The organism is Constantimarinum furrinae (assembly GCF_014295415.1).
In the GTDB taxonomy this organism is placed as follows: Bacteria; Bacteroidota; Bacteroidia; order Flavobacteriales; family Flavobacteriaceae; genus Constantimarinum; species Constantimarinum furrinae.
Map to the genome: position 1 here is coordinate 2,282,082 of NZ_CP052909.1, position 16,580 is coordinate 2,298,661.

The window sequence follows — 16,580 nt, forward strand, 5'->3', positions numbered from 1 at the left end:
TTTATGATGAGTAAGCATCGGTCAAAATTAATCGCCATAGACCGAGACTGTCTACTAAATATACAATAATTGAATGCGAAATTACGCTAATTTTTCGTTGAGGTATTGTGCGGTATAGGACTCCTTATTTTTAATAACCGCTTCAGGAGTACCCTGTGCGACTATTTGTCCGCCATTCTCACCACCATCAAGACCCAGATCAATTATATGATCTGAACATTTTATTAGATCCAGATTGTGCTCCACCACGATCACCGTATGTCCTTTGTCCAGCAAGGCATAAAAAGAAGCCAGTAGTTTTTTAATATCATGGAAATGGAGACCCGTAGTGGGTTCATCGAAAATAAACAAGGTCTTGTCGCTCGAAGTTCCTTTTACCAGAAATGACGCCAGTTTAATACGTTGTGCCTCACCACCCGAGAGGGTAGAAGAACTTTGCCCCAACTGAACATATCCCAGACCAACATCCTGAAGCGGCTGCAGTTTTGTTACGATCTTTTTCTCATTGTGATCGGAAAAAAAGGCGATGGCATCATCTACGGTCATACTTAATACATCGTGAATGTTCTTATTTTCAAACTGAACCTCCAAAACCTCCTTCTTAAATCGTTTTCCATCACAGGTTTCACATTCAAGATGCACATCGGCCATAAACTGCATTTCTATGGTGACTTCTCCTTCTCCCTTGCAGGTTTCGCAACGTCCGCCGTCCACATTAAAACTGAAATGCTTTGCTTTATAGCCTCTAATGTCCGATAACTTTTGAGAGGCGTATAAATTACGGATATCGTCGTAAGCCTTGATATACGTCACCGGATTCGATCTGCTGGATCGTCCAATGGGATTCTGATCGATGAATTCGATATTTTTTATACTGCTGAATTCTCCCTCTAACGCAGTAAACTGCCCGGGTTTTTCGCCATAACCACCTATATGTCTTAAAAGAGCCGGATAGAGAATTTTGCGAACCAGTGTGCTTTTCCCGCTTCCGGAAACCCCGGTGACCGAAGTAAATACACCCACGGGAAATTCTACATCGATATTCTTTAAATTATTTTGCCGGGCTCCCTTTACTTTTATCGACCTTTTCCACGTACGGCGCTGTTTCGGCACTTCGATCTCCATAGTTCCGTTGAGATATTTGGCAGTAAGGCTATCCGATTTCAGTATTTCAGTAAAACTTCCTGTTGCGACAACCTCTCCGCCAAAAGTTCCGGCTTCAGGACCTATATCGATGATCTCATCGGCCGCTTTCATTATATCCTCATCGTGTTCCACAACGATCACTGTGTTTCCGAGATCCCTTAGAGATTTTAAGACCACAATAAGCCGTTCTGTGTCCTTGGGATGCAACCCAATACTGGGTTCATCCAGGATATACATAGAACCAACCAAACTACTTCCCAACGAAGTGGCTAAATTAATTCGTTGGGACTCGCCTCCGGATAAAGTGTTGGATTTCCGGTTGAGTGTTAAGTAGCTCAGGCCGACGTCCATTAAGAACGACAGACGGTTATTAATTTCGAGCAATAGCCGTTTGGCTATTTTTTGCTCGTATTCGTTTAAGGTAAGAGACTTGAAAAAATCGGCTACCTTGTTTAAGGGAAGTTCGACCAGTTCCTGAATCGCTGTTCCACCAATCTTTACATAGCCCGCTTCGGGTCGTAACCGTTTTCCTTTGCAAGTGTGACATTTGGTCTTTCCACGGTATCGGGACAACATTACCCTATTCTGAATCTTATAGCTTTTGGATTCGAGAAAAGAAAAGAAGTCATTAAGTCCTTCAAAATATTTATTGCCGTTCCAAACCAGTTGTTTTTGTTCTTCAGTTAGTTCGAACCAAGGCTTATGGATAGGAAAATCGAATTTATATGCATTGTTTACCAATTGATCCCTATACCAACTCATACTGTCTCCTCTCCAGGGAAACACAGCATTTTCATAGACCGAGAGTGCTGTATTGGGAATTACCAGATCTTCATCGATACCAATGACATCGCCATAACCTTCACAGGTAGGACAGGCTCCGTAGGGATTGTTAAAGCTGAATAAATGAACATTCGGTTCAACAAAAAGAATTCCGTCGGCTTCAAAACGATTGTTGAATTCTTTAATCGCATTGTTGGACAGTTGTTCGACAAACAATTCCCCTTTTCCTTCAAAAAAGGCAATTTCGGAAGCATCTGCCAGGCGGTTATAGAAATCCTCGTCATCCTTGGTAATGACTCTATCCACCACTAATTGCATATTGGACGTAATTTCCGAAGGTTTCAATTCATCGATCCGTACAATTTGCTCATTTACTTTAACGCGTGCGTAACCTTGTTGTGCCAGTGCTTTTAGCTTATTCTCCTTACTGCGACCTTCTTCCAGATGAATAGGAGCCAAAAGGAGTAATTTTTCACCTTCTGGGAAGGTCTTTATATAGGTAAGGACATCGGTGACCGTATCTTTTTTTACAATTTCTCCTGAAACAGGGGAGTACGTCTTGCCAATACGTGTATACAGCAGCTTTAAATAATCGTAGATCTCTGTAGAAGTACCTACAGTAGATCGCGGATTCGTAGAATTCACTTTTTGTTCGATCGCGATAGCCGGTGCAATTCCTTTAATGGAATCTACTTTCGGCTTATTGAGTCTGCCGAGAAATTGCCGGGCATAGGAAGAGAGTGACTCTACATAGCGTCGTTGTCCTTCGGCATAAAGTGTATCGAAAGCAAGACTCGACTTTCCGCTGCCCGAAAGACCTGTGACCACTACCAGTTTGTTGCGTGGAATAGAAACTGAAATATTTTTGAGGTTGTGAAGTTTGGCCCCTTTTATTTCAATATTCTTATTTCTCTTGGCGGTTTTTACAGTCAAAGTGATCGTCTCTTTTTATAGGAATTTCGCAAAGATAGTATATAGATTTGGTGATTGCACGGGAATGAAAATTATATTTTTTTTAGGAAAATATTACAATTTTTTTGCAATTGTAGAATGATTGTTGTTATATTTACCCCACTTAACGTCATTTATAAAAATTATTGCCTATAGCATATTATTACTTTTAGAAATAAAAACATAACAACTAAACAACCAAAAAGCATAGTTGTTTATTTTTAAAAAAGTATTGATATGAAGCAAAGCACAACGACTGATGCGCTCCTCGTTAGCGCGTATATGAATGGCAATGAATCTGCTCTCTGCGACCTTATAACCCGTCATAAGCAAAGAATCTACAGTTTTATTTATTCTAAAGTATTCGATAGGGATATCGCTGAAGATATTTTTCAGGATACTTTTATCAAAGTAATCAAAACCTTAAAGAAAGGCGCATATAACGAAGAAGGTAAATTTCTTCCGTGGGTGATGCGAATTGCGCATAATCTGGTAATTGATCATTTCAGAAAGAATAACAGAATGCCTAAATTTGAGAATAATGATGATTTCAATATCTTTTCTGTATTGAGTGACGGTGCTTTAAATATTGAAAAGCAGATGATTAAAGGGCAGGTGGAAAGCGATGTAAGAAGGCTCATACAGGAGTTACCTGAAGATCAGAAGCAAGTCCTTATAATGCGGATTTACAAGGATATGAGCTTTAAGGAAATTAGCGAACAAACCGGGGTGAGTATTAATACTGCATTGGGTAGAATGCGTTATGCACTTATTAATTTACGCAAGGTAATTGAGAAGCATAATATTATTTTAACAAATTGATGCAATAAACCCTTTTTTGCTACGTTATTAGAGGACATTAACCTCAAAATTACGTTCTATGCAAAAAATGTACTCTGAAACTTCACGACCGGAGCGCGTGAATAAAAACCTAGCTCCAAAAGAGGAAACCATAAAGTTTCTTCTGGATTATTCGAAGGCTTTAAGTGTTATAGATTATAATAAAATGAAGTTTGAAGCACTTCTAAACTAAACTTTGGAAAAACCCTGAAATGAGAATTTCGGGTTTTTTTTTTATTTCTTCTTTTTATATTCTGAAAGTACCGATTTTCTTCCAATAGTTTTGGTAATAATGTCTTTATCTAGATTCCAGCCCCTGGCAGGCGAGTATTGTCGTCCATACCAGATGATTTGAAGGTGTAATTCGTTCCAGAGGTCCTTAGGGAAAAGTCGTTTGGCATCCTTTTCTGTTTGCACCACATTCTTTCCGTTAGAAAACCCCCAACGATACATGAGGCGATGAATATGCGTATCAACCGGAAATGCCGGAATGTTAAATGCCTGACTCATCACCACACTGGCCGTTTTATGACCAACTGCCGGTAGTTCTTCCAAAGCTTCAAAACTCTGCGGAACCTTTCCATCGTGTTTTTCTATCAAGATCCTGGAAAGACCGTGGATACCTTTAGATTTCATAGGAGATAAACCAACAGGCTTAATGATCGCTCTAATTTCATCTACCGAAAGTTTAACCATGTCGTATGGATTGTCGGCTACCTCGAATAGTAATGGTGTAATCTGATTCACTCTCACGTCGGTACTTTGCGCAGAGAGCAGCACGGCAATAAGCAGGGTGTAGGGGTCTTTGTGGTCTAGCGGAATAGGTACCTGCGGATATAACTCTTTTAATGTGTCAATTACAAAATTTACCTTTTCCTGCTTGGTCATTTTCTTTACTTTTGAACAAAAATACAGCAATGAAAACATTAAAAGAAGGGGATAAGGTACCAAATTTCACAACCACCGATCAAGACGGGAATTCAGTGTCTTTAAGTGACTATAAAGGGAAAAAATTAGTGGTTTTCTTTTATCCTAAGGCAAATACGCCCACGTGTACCGTTGAGGCTTGTAATCTACGGGATCATTATAAGGAATTACAGGATGCGGGTTATGAGATCCTGGGAGTGAGTGCCGACACCGAGCGAAGACAAAAGAATTTTCAGAACAAATTCAATTTCCCTTATCCTTTACTGGCCGATGTTGATAAAGAGGTAATCCATGCCTTTGGCGTGTGGGGACCTAAGAAATTTATGGGCAGAAATTACGACGGGATTCACAGGATCACATTCCTGATTAACGAAAACGGAATTGTTGAACGGGTGATCGACAAGGTTAAGAGCAAGCAACACGCTGCTCAGATTCTGGATTAATTATTGAGTTTTGCCTGCTGTTTGGCCTGTTCGACTCTACAGCTGAAAAGACATTTTTCCTTGATGATCTCCGACACTCCCGGTGGAAGCAACTCTTCCCACCCCTCTTCGCCGGTTTCGATCTGTGTAAGTACCTCTCTTGAAAAAATATTGAGAATATCCGGATTAAAGTCGGTGATATCCACAACCTTTCCATTGTACTTGAAGAATTTATACAATTCCTTCATCCGAGGGTGAACCTTCAGATTTTCGCTATTGGTGTACTCTCCGGTTTCAGGATCTCGCATAGGGTAGAGGTACACCTTGAGGTCTTTGAAGAAGAGTTTTCCGAAGGCTTCCAAGATACCACCACTTAAGTGACGATAATATTTTTCGTCGAAAATATCTACCAGGTTATTTACACCCATGGCAAGTCCCAAACGCATTTTGGTATATCGCGAGAAGTATTCCACGAGCTTGTAATATTCCTGAAAATTAGAGATCATTACGTTATGCCCCAAAGAACACAGGAGCTTCGCTCGGTCCATAAAATCTTCTTCATCTATCTCACCTTCGGCGCGCAGGTTTGAAAGGGTAATTTCAAATATGACCTCAGTCCGATCCTTTTCAACTTTATTCTCTTTTAAAAACATCTCATACGACTTTTCGTACATGTCGATATTCACCTTCGTTACCGGTCTGAAACTTCCTCTAAGCGCCAGTATATTCTTTTTGTACAGAATTCTTGCAGGAAGAATGTTATTACCATCGGGTCCAAACATTACAGCGTCGGTCATGCCATTCTTAATAAGCTGCAAACTCATAAGTCGATTATCTACCTGTTCGAACTTTGGGCCGCTAAAGTTAATGGTATCGATCTCAATTTTGTCCTTATCGATGTGATCGTAGAGATAACGCAATAATTTTCTTGGAGTATCGTATTTGTAGTAGGCACCATAAATAAGATTTACACCAAGGATACCTAATGTGATCTGTTGGAGTATGGCATCGTTTTCATGAAAACGAACGTGCAGGGTGATTTCATTGTAATCTTCGGTGGGATCAACCTGATACCGAATTCCTACCCAACCATGACCTTTGTATTTTTTAGCAAAATCGATGGTAGCAACTGTGTTTGCGTAAGCGAAGAAAAGTTTGTTAGGATGCTTTTCTCTAATGATTCGCTCTTCAATAAGCTCCATTTCATGAGAAAGCATCTTTTTAAGCCTGGATTCGGTTACATATCTGCCATCCTCTTCAACTCCATAAATGGCATCACTAAAATCCTTGTCGTACGCCGACATGGTTTTTGCTATAGTCCCTGAAGCCCCACCAGCTCTAAAAAAATTCCGAACGGTTTCCTGACCTGCACCAATTTCGGCAAAGGTTCCGTAAATGTTTTCATTGAGATTTATACGTAGTGCCTTACTTCGTATCGAAGGAATGTCTTCAAATTCCTTATCTCCTAAAATGTGTTCGGGCATAGCAACTACCTGTTAGGTTTTTCTTTCTAACAAAGGTAACAAATACAATAGGCAAACAAAAAAAATACTGTTATTTTTGTTCGAATGAAATCACCTCTTACCGTAACATTTTTAGGTACCGGAACATCGCAAGGAGTCCCGGTAATTGGAAGTGATCATCCGGTTTGTAAAAGTGATGATCCTAAAGACAAAAGATTGCGTGTTTCAGTGCTTCTGGAATGGGAAAATTACAATTATATTATCGATTGCGGACCCGATTTCAGGCAACAGATGCTGCGAGAGAATGTGCAAAGGGTCGATGGAATTCTCCTCACTCACGAGCACAGTGATCACACTGCCGGGATCGATGACATTCGTCCGTTCTATTTCCGACAGGGCAATATTCCTTTTTACGCACATCCCAGAGTATTTCAGTCATTGCATAAACGTTTCGGATATATTTTTGAGATTGAAAACAAATATCCCGGAGCCCCAACTTTGGACGAGATCGCAATCGATAAAGAAACGCCTTTCAGTATTGGCGGAAAAAAAGTGATCCCTGTGGAAGTCTTTCACAACCGGCTTCCGGTAATAGGTTTCAGAATTGATAGTTTCGCATACCTCACGGATGTGAAAACCATAGAAGAAGTAGAGCTCCAAAAAATAAAAAATGTCGAAGTACTTGTGTTAAATGCACTTCGGGAAAAAGAACATGAATCTCATTTAAATCTTTCAGAAGCATTAACCCTTATCGAAAAAATCAAGCCACAAAAGGCATATTTAACACATATAAGCCATTTAATGGGTTTCCATGAAGAAGTTGAACGCACATTGCCCGAAAATGTTTTTCTGGCATACGACACCCTTAAAATCACCATCTAATTATGAAAAATAAAATATTCATGTACCTCTTCTTTTTCGCTATACTGTTCGTAATATTTCAGTATATGAATGAAAAGGCCATTTTTGAAAATCAGGAACAACAAATTGAGTCCATGTCAGAAAAACTCACCAGAGCCCAAGACTCGCTGAAGGTTCTCAATGAGCGCACAGCGTATCTCAACTATTTTTCATTGCAGGGAAATGAGAACGCCATGACCTATCTCGAAAATCTTGGTTTTGAAGCGCAGGATATTGAAGACAGGGTGGCCGGGTATATTCGAGATCAAAATCTGCAGGAGGGAAACCATCCCATGGTACCCTATGAAGGCATGATAGGACCTATGAAGATCAACAAGATTAAATTTCTGAATCACCGTTGGATCCTAACCGATTTCACCGATGGGAAGTACTGGGGTGAAATGCTGCTCGAATATTATTTTAATGAAAACAACGAACTAGAGATCGTCACACTGGGATCATTGCTCTATCCAAATACCTAGGCGTGATCCAGAAGCCATTGTTTGAATTCGTAAAAGTTTTGTGGTGCCACTCCGTGACCTACCGGAAATTCAGAATAAGTACACGAAATGCTTAAATTTTTTAGGAAGGGTTCAGTTTTCCGCGCCCAGGCCACAGGAATCACCTGATCTACACTCCCATGTGACGAATAGACGTTAAGCTTGCTGAAATCATTCTTTTCAAAACCTTCCTTCAACAGATCTTCGTTTATATAACCGCTTAACCCAATTACATTTTGGACCTTTTCAGGATAATTCAAGGCTACGGCGAAACTCAGGATGGTACCCTGACTAAATCCTAACAAAGTAATTCCGCCTTCCTTTACCCTGTATTTTTCTACGATCTCATCAATACATTCTGAAATTAGTTCCCGGGAAGCAATGGCCTGTTCGGTATCACTGAATTTTCCATCGTTATTATCGAAATAGATATTGTACCAGGCATTGCCATAAGGCTGCATGGGGATTGGAGCTTTCAATGAGATAATATGATAATTTTCGGGTAATTCCGAAGCGAAAGAAAATAGGTCGTTCTCATCACTTCCGAAACCGTGAAGCATGATAATAGCAGGGGAGGGCTCTTCAGAATTTTTAGGCGCCTTATAATTGTGCTCTAATCTTAGGGTCTGTTTTTCCATAAATAGTAAATAAATAATGCCGCTAGAAAGCGGCATTACAAAGGTAAAAACTATATTTTGAAATTACCCGATTCCTTTAAACCAATCCTGAAATTGTGCTCCAAGAAGCGGGACCGGCTTCATTTCACCTTGAATGGCCGCAATTAATCCCAAAATCCAAAATACGAGTATTCCTATTTGAATGATCCAGGCAATGATGGGTATCCCCAAAACTGAATTTAAGATAGCCAGTAAAACAGCAATAATGATGATGCCTAAAGACTGTCTAATGTGATAGGCTCCTAAAGCCGTTTTGTTGCCATTGTGCATAACCAATGCAATGATCCATCCAATTAGGGTAATGTACGAGATAATAGCCACGGTTTTTCCGTTGTCTGAAGTTGTTTCTGTCATGGAAGTTGATTTTTTAGTTAGTGTTTAACTCTTTAAAGATAAGGTATCTAATCTAAAAATGTAAACCACTCCTGAAATTTTTCACTAAGAAAAGGGATGGCCTGCTTGCGGTTGCTTATTGCCATCACCAGAGAAAAGAGCCATAAGGCAACTGTGGTAAAGTAAATATAGATTCCCACCGCATAATTTTGCATGCCAACGGCAAAAGCAAGTAAAATGACGAGACCGAACATATTCTTAATATGCCATGTCGCAAATTCATGCTTGTTATCCCTGTTCATAAAGTATGCTATGAGCATACCTACGAATGTTAAATACGCCACAACGGCTTTGGTTTTTCCTGTAGGTGCTTCCATTAATTTGCCAATACCAGTTTTTTGTTCGAATACACGCCGTATGGCTTGCCTTTTAGTGTCTCCCCCAGCATGGCCGAATTTTTTGAAGTAGATCGTATATCTTCATTGGTGAAGGTCCATTTCTTTTCAGGATCGAAAAGGGTGAGATCGGCTTTCATTCCTTCAGAAATTTCTCCCTTCTCAATTCCGAAGATCGGTTTCAGTCGGGTTAGCCCTTCTACAGCCATTTCTACACCGGTTAGTTTGTTAAGCGCACCAAAGCAGCTTTCCAGGCCTATGCTTCCGAAGAAAGCATGATCGAACTCCGTTTTCTTATGCTCCACATCCATGGGATCGTGATCACTGGTCACTCCGTCAATAATACCTTCCTTAAGTCCTTTTAAGAGTGCTTTAGTATCAACAGAAGTTCGAAGTGGCGGTAATAATTTATAGTTGGTATCGAAGGTTTCCAGCTTATCGTCGGTAAGGAACAAATTGTTAATAGAAACGCTACAACTTACCTGAAGTTTGTTCTTTTTGGCCTCCTTGATAAGATCTACACTCTTTTTGGTGGAAATCGTAGGGATATGCAGCTGTCCGCCCGTGTATTCTAGGATGTAGAGATCCCGAATGATCTGAAGTTCTTCAGCAAGTGCCGGAATTCCTTTAAGCCCTAGTTTGGTGCTGTTTACCTCTTCGTTTACGATTCCGTTTACAGAGATCGAGCGTTCATAGGGAAAAGACTGAACGAGTCCGCTAAACCCCTGACTGTACTGCAGGGCAATTTTAAGCAGATTGGCATTGGATATAGATCTTTTATAGTCGTAGAAGGCTATAGCGCCTTCATTTTTCATATCAAAAAGTTCTGCCATGTCTATTCCTTTGCCGCCAACACTAAGTGTTCCTAAAGGATACAGGTTAACTGCATGGTTTTCGGCTTTGGATTTTAAAAACTTGATATTCGATTTGCTGTCTGCTACCGGATTGGTATTCGTGTTCACTGCGACATGTGTAAAACCACTACAGGCAGCGGTTGTAAGTCCGTTGTGTATGGTTTCCCGTTCTTCAAAACCGGGTTCGCCAAAGGAAACTCCGGGATCGAACCAACCTTGAGAAATGTGCAGGTTTGGTAATATAATTTCCCTAACGTTCTTTTCATTTGAAACAGAGGCCCCAATTTTGGTGATCTTTCCATTCTCAATGAGGATATCACGCTTTTTTAAATGATGTTTACTTTTTGGGTCGACAATGACGGCAGATCTTAGTAAGATATTCATTTATAGTATTTTAAAATGAGCATTTCAAATATGAGAAATAATAATGCAAAAATAGCAAACCATTTCCAAAAGCTGTTTATGGTATTGATCTCGGTAATGGCATCAAAAAGATCGGGTATGTTGGAATACAGTGAAACACCCTCCCAGTCTGAAGCATCGGCAAACTGTAAATTACTTTCATCGCGATTGTAGTTATAGCTAACACTTTGTAGATAATCTTCTTCTTTTTCTATGCTATAAATCCCTGCCTTAGCCGGTTCATCGGTCGTAGTGATGGTCACTTTATTCGCTTTGGTTTGTTGCAGCGGAATAAAACGCGTGGTAGAATCTTTCATCGTTAGGATCTCATCCTGCTTGAGACTTACAGGGACAGCAAAAGTATTTTGTGCTCCTATGGCGTAGTACAAGCGAGGTAAAGACAAGCTTAACAGGGCCATATTATACAATGTCGGCACGATTAAGGGAGAATTCTGAAAATTTGAATTCTCACTGTTGAATGGTGCCGTGCCTACATATGTATTTCCTTGCTGAACGATAAATGGTTTGCTGTCTTCAAATCTTAATACCGGAGTGGCATTACTATTCAATTGAAAGTATGAGTTTACTTTTGGATACTGAAAATTCACGACTTGCTTTTCAAAAACATTGTCGTACAGCGGATGATCGAATACAATTTGAGTAATTTGCTTTTCCTGCTCTGCTTTTTCTGAAAAACTTCCCATCCGCATTTGCGTTAAGAAAGTATTGTAATCATTTAATTTTGCCGTTTCTGAAGGAATCAGGAGAATACTTCCTCCATTGGAACTAAAGGATGCCAAGGCCGTGGTTAGGGATGCCGGAATGTCTTGTAATTCGTTTAGGATCACAAAATTCTGTTCGGGGATGTCGTTGTAGTTTAAGTTGCTGAAGGACTGCTGACTGTATTCAAATTCTGGCTGATCGAACAGGCGCTGTATAAAACCTGAATTTGCCTGATTTATACTGAGCACCTTAATTTTTTTAGGAGTGTTTAAATTAAAATACAGGGTGTTGTCGTAGGGAAGTCCTGCATCCGAAAGCTCCAGCTTTCCGTTGAAAGCATCGTTCGCCGTTATACTGAAACTCAACTTACTCTGACTGTTTTCTGAAAGGTCGGCTCCAGTTTTCGCAATAAGAGTTTCGTCGTTGAAAAGGGATAATGGAGTATTTTGAGGGCTTTCACCTAAAGCCGAAACCAAAACTTCAAGGGTAATGTTTTCTGGAGTTTTTGAGGTAATATATACGGAATCGATCGCCACATTATGTAAAGTAGCTGCTTTTAATTGAACCACATCTACAGTCACGTTATCCAATGGTTTCGGAAATGCACCTTGCTGCTGAAAATCTGAAATATAAATAAGCCGCTTATCGCTATCGGGTTTCTTTGTAAACAACTGATTGGCTTTCAGAAGGACTTCTTCAGCAGTGAGTTGTTTTGAAGTATAATCGACAGCTAGCAACTCATTTTTAAACGATTGCATGGAGCTATTTTTTCTACTGAAATCGTTAGTAAACCAGCTTATCTTCTCACTGCCAGGATGCTGTTCAAAAATTTCCTGAACTGCACGCTGCTTCAAAGGTCCATTAGCCCCTTTTGCCTGCATACTGAAAGAATTATCGAGATAAAGAACGATCTCCTTGTCTGAATTAAGTGCTGTATCTGAAGCCGTAAAGGGTTGTGCGAAAGCAATAATGATACAGGTAAGTGCCAGCAAACGCATCAGTAATGTGAGCCATTTTTTAAGTTGCGAACTTTTTCTGGTCTGGATACTGACTTTTTTCAGAAAGGCAACATTGGTAAACGCTACTTTTTGAAAACGCCTAAGCTGAAAAAGATGAATTAAAATCGGGATAAGCAGTAAAAAAAGGGCGTAAAGAATTTCGGGGTGTTTAAACTGCATTCCAAAAAATATTTGTCAAAGATATAAAACGGACATCAATTATTACTACTTCTTTATACTAAAGGTAAAACAGCTTCCTTTTCCGAGATCGGAATTAACTCGAATGCGACCCCCAAGTTTTTTCACAAGTTGCTGTACTGTTGCCAGGCCAATTCCGGTTCCAAAATTACCGTCCTTATCCTTGATCCCCGTAGTTTTAAACATATCGAATATTTCCTCCTGTACCGATTTTTCGATTCCTATTCCGTTATCTTCAATACTTATGGTGTAAAAGTCTTCGTCTTCCGAAAATGAAACATCAACGTGTAACTTTTCGATATCATTGTATTTAAACGCATTATCCACAAGATTCAATATAATTTGCGTAACTGCCGGTTTGTTTACATTTAATAGCATCCCGTATTTTGGAAAGCTGAACTCTTTATCGTTTAGAATAAGCATTTCTTTTACTTCCGAACAGATTTCATAAATCGAAACGTCTTCATTTTGCTCTTCGAGTAATTCTTCCGATTTGTAAAATTTCAGAATACCGTTAATATAGTTTTTAAGCGTTTCGGAAGATTCTTCTATCAGGTCGAAATTGCTGAGCGCTTCTTGATTAAGATTTTCCTTGTTTTCATCCCGAATAAGTCTGGAGAGCATGGTAATATTTGCCAATGGTGACTTCAGATCATGAGAAACGACGTTGGCAAAGGAATTCAGGTTTCGGTTTCGCATAGCCATTTGTTCCTGCATTTCGTGCAGCGAATCATTGGTTCGGTGTAATTCAAAAAGTTTTATAACCTGTTTAGAAAGGAGCAGAAGTGCATTTTTTTGAATGGTTGAAAGAACTCTTGGTTTGACATCGTAAATGCATAACGACCCTAGCGCATAGCCATTACTGTTAATTAAGGGGGCTCCGGCATAAAATACCGTACCGTGCTCTTTTATTAACGGGTTGTCCTTAAAACGTATATCCTTTCTGGCGTCTTCTACAATAAACAGATCTGTATCTTCATATATGGCATGTCCACAAAAAGAAAGCTCTCTCGGCGACTCTGAAATGGTAACTCCATATCTGGATTTAAGATAGTTCCTGTCTTTATCCAGCAAAGTGATCAAAGCGATGGGAGTATCACAAATAGTTGCCAATAAGGTCGTAATATTGTCATAGTCCTCCTCGGGAGGAGTATCTAATAATTTATACTTTTTTACTTCAGCCAGACGTCTGACTTCATTATGGGGGAGATTGGGGGAGATCATATAAAGCATACTTACGAATAACGTAAGCGTTGGGATTTTTTTTAGTCAGGATTTTTACAATGTAACAGCTAAATAATAAGCGTACAGAGGTAATTAGTTCGCAATAGTAAATTCAAAAACTGTGCCTTCATTTACTTTCGAGGAAACTTTAATATCACCGCCTAACCCAGTTATAAGCTTCTTTACGGTAGAAAGTCCGATGCCGTTGCCTTTTTTTCCATTGCGATCCAGATTACCCACGATAGTAAACAGATCGAAGATCTCTTTTTGTTTGTTTTTTGGGATCCCAATTCCATTATCTGAAAGTTTGAAATAATAAAAATCTTTGTCTTTCCAACAATCAATATCTATAACAATTTTTTCCTTATCGTTATACTTTAAACTATTCCCTATAAGATTTAGAAGAATTTGTTCTAAGGCCGCACGGCTACAATGTAGTTCAACATTGTTTTCGGGAAGATTAATTTCACAATCCACATTTATATTCAACAGGTCAACGATTTCTTCGAGCAAATGGTGAATATCAAAACGTTCGGAATTTGCTGACACCAGTTTTTCACTTTCATAATGCTCCAAAAGGCCTGTGATATACTCACTAAGGGTAAAGGATGATTGTTTTAAATAATCGAGATATTTTCGGCCCTGAAAATCCAACTGCTTCCCATATTTCACTTTTAAAATATCGGAAGTCACAATCATGTTTGCCAGAGGCATTTTCATATCGTGTGAGACGATTCCGGCAAAATTCTTTAATTCCAGATTTTGGGCCTCTAGCGCTTGCCTTACTTTTCTTAGTTCATTATTTCGCTTTCGCGCTTCGAACAGGTTGATCACCTGATAAGCTAGAGCGTGCAATGCCGATTTCTGAGTTTCATCTAGAGTGCGGGGCTTGGTATCAAAAATACATAAGGTGCCCAATGGATAACCCTCTTCATTCCGAAGCGGAACACCTGCATAAAAAATTGCCTGATGTTCTAAAACGAGCGGATTGTCATGAAAACGCTCGTCCTTTCGGGCATCTTCAACTATAAAAATATCAGAATCGTCCAAAATGGCATGGCCACAGAATGAAATATCTCTAGGAGATTCATTAAAGGGGATTCCGTGATGAGATTTTAAAAAGTTTGTGTCCGAATCCAGTAAAGTAACCAGTGAAATTGGTACCTTACAAATGCTAGCTGTAAGTTTGGTAATAACGTCAAAATCTTTTTCGGGGAGGGTATTTAGTAAATTGTATTCTTTTACAGCTGCCAAACGATCTTTTTCGTTAACAGGTAAGGGTGGTGTAATCAAGTTGTAGTCTCCTTTTAGTTTATGTTAGGTTTTTCCTACAGTTTTAGTAGGATATAAAGTAAAGATACATCTTTTTGCTATAAATCTTAATAAAATGTTAATTGGCAAATTAAAATTTTTCAAATACGCCTAGACCAAATAAAGCGAAATCGTATTTCACCGGATCGGCACGGTCGAGTGTTCTTAAATTATTATCCAATTGCAACAGCGCTTTTGCATCATTCTGTTTTCTGTGAATGAGTCCCAGTTTACGAGCAACAGTGCCACTGTGCACATCTAACGGACAAGAAAGCTGGGACGGTGATATTGATTTCCAGATACCAAGATCAACTCCTGCAGCATCATGACGAACCATCCAGCGCAAGTACATATTAATTCTTTTGGCTGCAGAATTTTTAAAGGGATCGCTAATGTGTTTTTGGGTTCGCAGAGGATGAGGAAGGCTGAAAAAAACTTTCTTAAAGTGATGTATAGCGGGTTGCAGTGTAGTTTCTTCGGCATTAGCTTTAAAGACAGCCTCAAGACCATCATGAGTTTCATATATATTTCGCAGGGATTGAAGGAAATAATCCAGATCGGTTTCATTAAAAGTACGATGTACAAAACCATTAAGGTGGTGCCGGTTATTTTCGCTATAACTCATCACAAAATCGAAAGGTGAGTTTCCCATTAGATCTTGTAGTCGTAACGCATTCGTAATAATACTTTTTCGGTTTCCCCAGGCAATGATAGCGGTAAGAAATCCTGCAATCTCTATATCTTCCTTTTTTGTATATCGGTGTGGGATTTGAATGGGATCACTTTCAATAAAATTAGAGTTGTTATACAGTGAAACCTTCTCGTCAAGAAATTCTTTTAAGTCAGTGAAATGCATCTATTTGATGATTTTTCCGTCCTGCATGGTAAGTTTTCGATCGGCCATTTCGGCCAGCTCTTCATTATGAGTAACGATCACGAAGGTTTGTCCAAATTCGTCCCGAAGTTTAAAGAACAGATTGTGCAGGTTTTCGGCACTTTCGGTATCGAGATTGCCACTGGGTTCATCGGCCAGAATAATAGAAGGGTTGTTGATCAAGGCTCTTGCAACCGCTACTCGCTGCTGTTCACCACCCGATAATTCGTTTGGTTTGTGTGTTTCCCTGTGTGATAATCCAAGAAAGGTCAACAATTCTTTTGCCCTTTTTTCGGCTTCAGACTTGGAAACTCCTTTTATGAATGCCGGGATGCAAATGTTTTCGAGCGCGGTAAACTCAGGTAATAGTTGATGAAACTGAAATATAAAACCCAAATTCTCATTTCTGAATTTAGCTAGTTCTTTCCGTTTTAAACGTGCAATTTTGGTATTGTTAATTTGTAAGGAACCTTTATCCTCGTCAAAAGTATCCAGTGTGCCAATAATTTGGAGTAACGTAGTTTTTCCTGCTCCTGAAGCCCCGACTATAGATACGATCTCACTTTTTATTATATGCAGATCAACTCCCTTTAACACATGAAGGTCGTCATAAAATTTGTGAATATTTTTTGCTTCTATCATAAAAAATGAACTGATAG

At 39.4% G+C, this 16,580-nt stretch carries 17 protein-coding genes; 5 read left to right on the forward strand and 12 right to left on the reverse strand.

The window, feature by feature from the left end:
- Positions 1-81: 81 nt before the first annotated feature.
- Entirely contained in the window at positions 82-2,862 is a 2,781-nt protein-coding gene (gene uvrA, locus ALE3EI_RS10455) for an excinuclease ABC subunit UvrA (RefSeq protein ID WP_186988421.1), read from the reverse strand.
- Positions 2,863-3,117: 255 nt separating this feature from the next.
- On the opposite strand from uvrA, the gene ALE3EI_RS10460 reads away from it, so the two are divergent.
- Both ALE3EI_RS10460 and ALE3EI_RS10465 read left to right on the forward strand, forming a co-directional pair.
- Positions 3,118-3,702, forward strand: a complete 585-nt coding sequence (locus ALE3EI_RS10460; RefSeq protein ID WP_186988422.1) for an RNA polymerase sigma factor — start codon at positions 3,118-3,120, stop codon at positions 3,700-3,702.
- A 58-nt stretch (positions 3,703-3,760) separates the two neighbouring features.
- A complete protein-coding gene (locus tag ALE3EI_RS10465) occupies positions 3,761-3,913 on the forward strand; it encodes a hypothetical protein (protein ID WP_186988424.1) in 153 nt (50 codons plus the stop codon).
- 41 nt (positions 3,914-3,954) lie between these two features.
- On the opposite strand, the gene ALE3EI_RS10470 is transcribed toward ALE3EI_RS10465, so the two are convergent.
- Positions 3,955-4,608 (reverse strand): endonuclease III domain-containing protein, encoded by a 654-nt coding sequence (locus ALE3EI_RS10470; protein WP_186988426.1) that lies wholly within the window; start codon positions 4,606-4,608, stop codon positions 3,955-3,957.
- 29 nt (positions 4,609-4,637) lie between these two features.
- Here ALE3EI_RS10470 and bcp point away from each other — a divergent pair, with 29 nt between their 5' ends.
- Positions 4,638-5,090, forward strand: a complete 453-nt coding sequence (gene bcp, locus ALE3EI_RS10475; protein WP_186988427.1) for a thioredoxin-dependent thiol peroxidase — start codon at positions 4,638-4,640, stop codon at positions 5,088-5,090.
- Here bcp and ALE3EI_RS10480 read toward each other — a convergent pair.
- On the reverse strand, positions 5,087-6,553 hold the full coding sequence (locus ALE3EI_RS10480; RefSeq protein WP_186988429.1) for a TonB-dependent receptor: 1,467 nt from the start codon (positions 6,551-6,553) through the stop codon (positions 5,087-5,089). The genes bcp and ALE3EI_RS10480 overlap by 4 nt on opposite strands.
- A gap of 84 nt (positions 6,554-6,637) precedes the next feature.
- Between ALE3EI_RS10480 and ALE3EI_RS10485 the strand changes: the two genes are divergently transcribed.
- Both ALE3EI_RS10485 and ALE3EI_RS10490 read left to right on the forward strand, forming a co-directional pair.
- A complete protein-coding gene (locus ALE3EI_RS10485) occupies positions 6,638-7,414 on the forward strand; it encodes an MBL fold metallo-hydrolase (protein WP_186988431.1) in 777 nt (258 codons plus the stop codon).
- A 2-nt stretch (positions 7,415-7,416) separates the two neighbouring features.
- Positions 7,417-7,914: a hypothetical protein gene (locus tag ALE3EI_RS10490; protein ID WP_186988433.1), complete on the forward strand. Its 498-nt coding sequence runs from the start codon at positions 7,417-7,419 to the stop codon at positions 7,912-7,914.
- On the opposite strand, the gene ALE3EI_RS10495 is transcribed toward ALE3EI_RS10490, so the two are convergent.
- The 9 genes from ALE3EI_RS10495 to ALE3EI_RS10535 form a co-directional block, all read right to left on the reverse strand.
- Positions 7,911-8,570: an alpha/beta hydrolase gene (locus ALE3EI_RS10495; RefSeq protein WP_186988435.1), complete on the reverse strand. Its 660-nt coding sequence runs from the start codon at positions 8,568-8,570 to the stop codon at positions 7,911-7,913. The genes ALE3EI_RS10490 and ALE3EI_RS10495 overlap by 4 nt on opposite strands.
- Positions 8,571-8,633: 63 nt before the next feature.
- Complete coding sequence (locus ALE3EI_RS10500) at positions 8,634-8,963, reverse strand: hypothetical protein (RefSeq protein ID WP_186988437.1); 330 nt, start codon at positions 8,961-8,963, stop codon at positions 8,634-8,636.
- Positions 8,964-9,010: 47 nt separating this feature from the next.
- Complete coding sequence (locus tag ALE3EI_RS10505; protein WP_186988439.1) at positions 9,011-9,319, reverse strand: hypothetical protein; 309 nt, start codon at positions 9,317-9,319, stop codon at positions 9,011-9,013.
- Positions 9,319-10,575, reverse strand: a complete 1,257-nt coding sequence (locus ALE3EI_RS10510; protein WP_186988441.1) for a dihydroorotase — start codon at positions 10,573-10,575, stop codon at positions 9,319-9,321. Before ALE3EI_RS10510 ends, ALE3EI_RS10505 begins: the two co-directional genes overlap by 1 nt.
- On the reverse strand, positions 10,572-12,494 hold the full coding sequence (locus ALE3EI_RS10515) for a BatA domain-containing protein (RefSeq protein WP_186988443.1): 1,923 nt from the start codon (positions 12,492-12,494) through the stop codon (positions 10,572-10,574). The genes ALE3EI_RS10510 and ALE3EI_RS10515 overlap by 4 nt, the downstream gene beginning before the upstream one ends.
- 45 nt (positions 12,495-12,539) lie before the next feature.
- Complete coding sequence (locus ALE3EI_RS10520) at positions 12,540-13,736, reverse strand: sensor histidine kinase (RefSeq protein WP_186988445.1); 1,197 nt, start codon at positions 13,734-13,736, stop codon at positions 12,540-12,542.
- 93 nt (positions 13,737-13,829) lie between these two features.
- Positions 13,830-14,990 (reverse strand): sensor histidine kinase, encoded by a 1,161-nt coding sequence (locus tag ALE3EI_RS10525; RefSeq protein ID WP_317172950.1) that lies wholly within the window; start codon positions 14,988-14,990, stop codon positions 13,830-13,832.
- Positions 14,991-15,138: 148 nt separating this feature from the next.
- The gene (locus ALE3EI_RS10530; protein ID WP_186988449.1) at positions 15,139-15,903 is read right to left on the reverse strand and encodes a TIGR02757 family protein; all 765 of its coding nucleotides are present in this window, start codon (positions 15,901-15,903) and stop codon (positions 15,139-15,141) included.
- Complete coding sequence (locus tag ALE3EI_RS10535) at positions 15,904-16,563, reverse strand: ABC transporter ATP-binding protein (RefSeq protein ID WP_186988451.1); 660 nt, start codon at positions 16,561-16,563, stop codon at positions 15,904-15,906.
- Positions 16,564-16,580 lie beyond the last annotated feature (17 nt).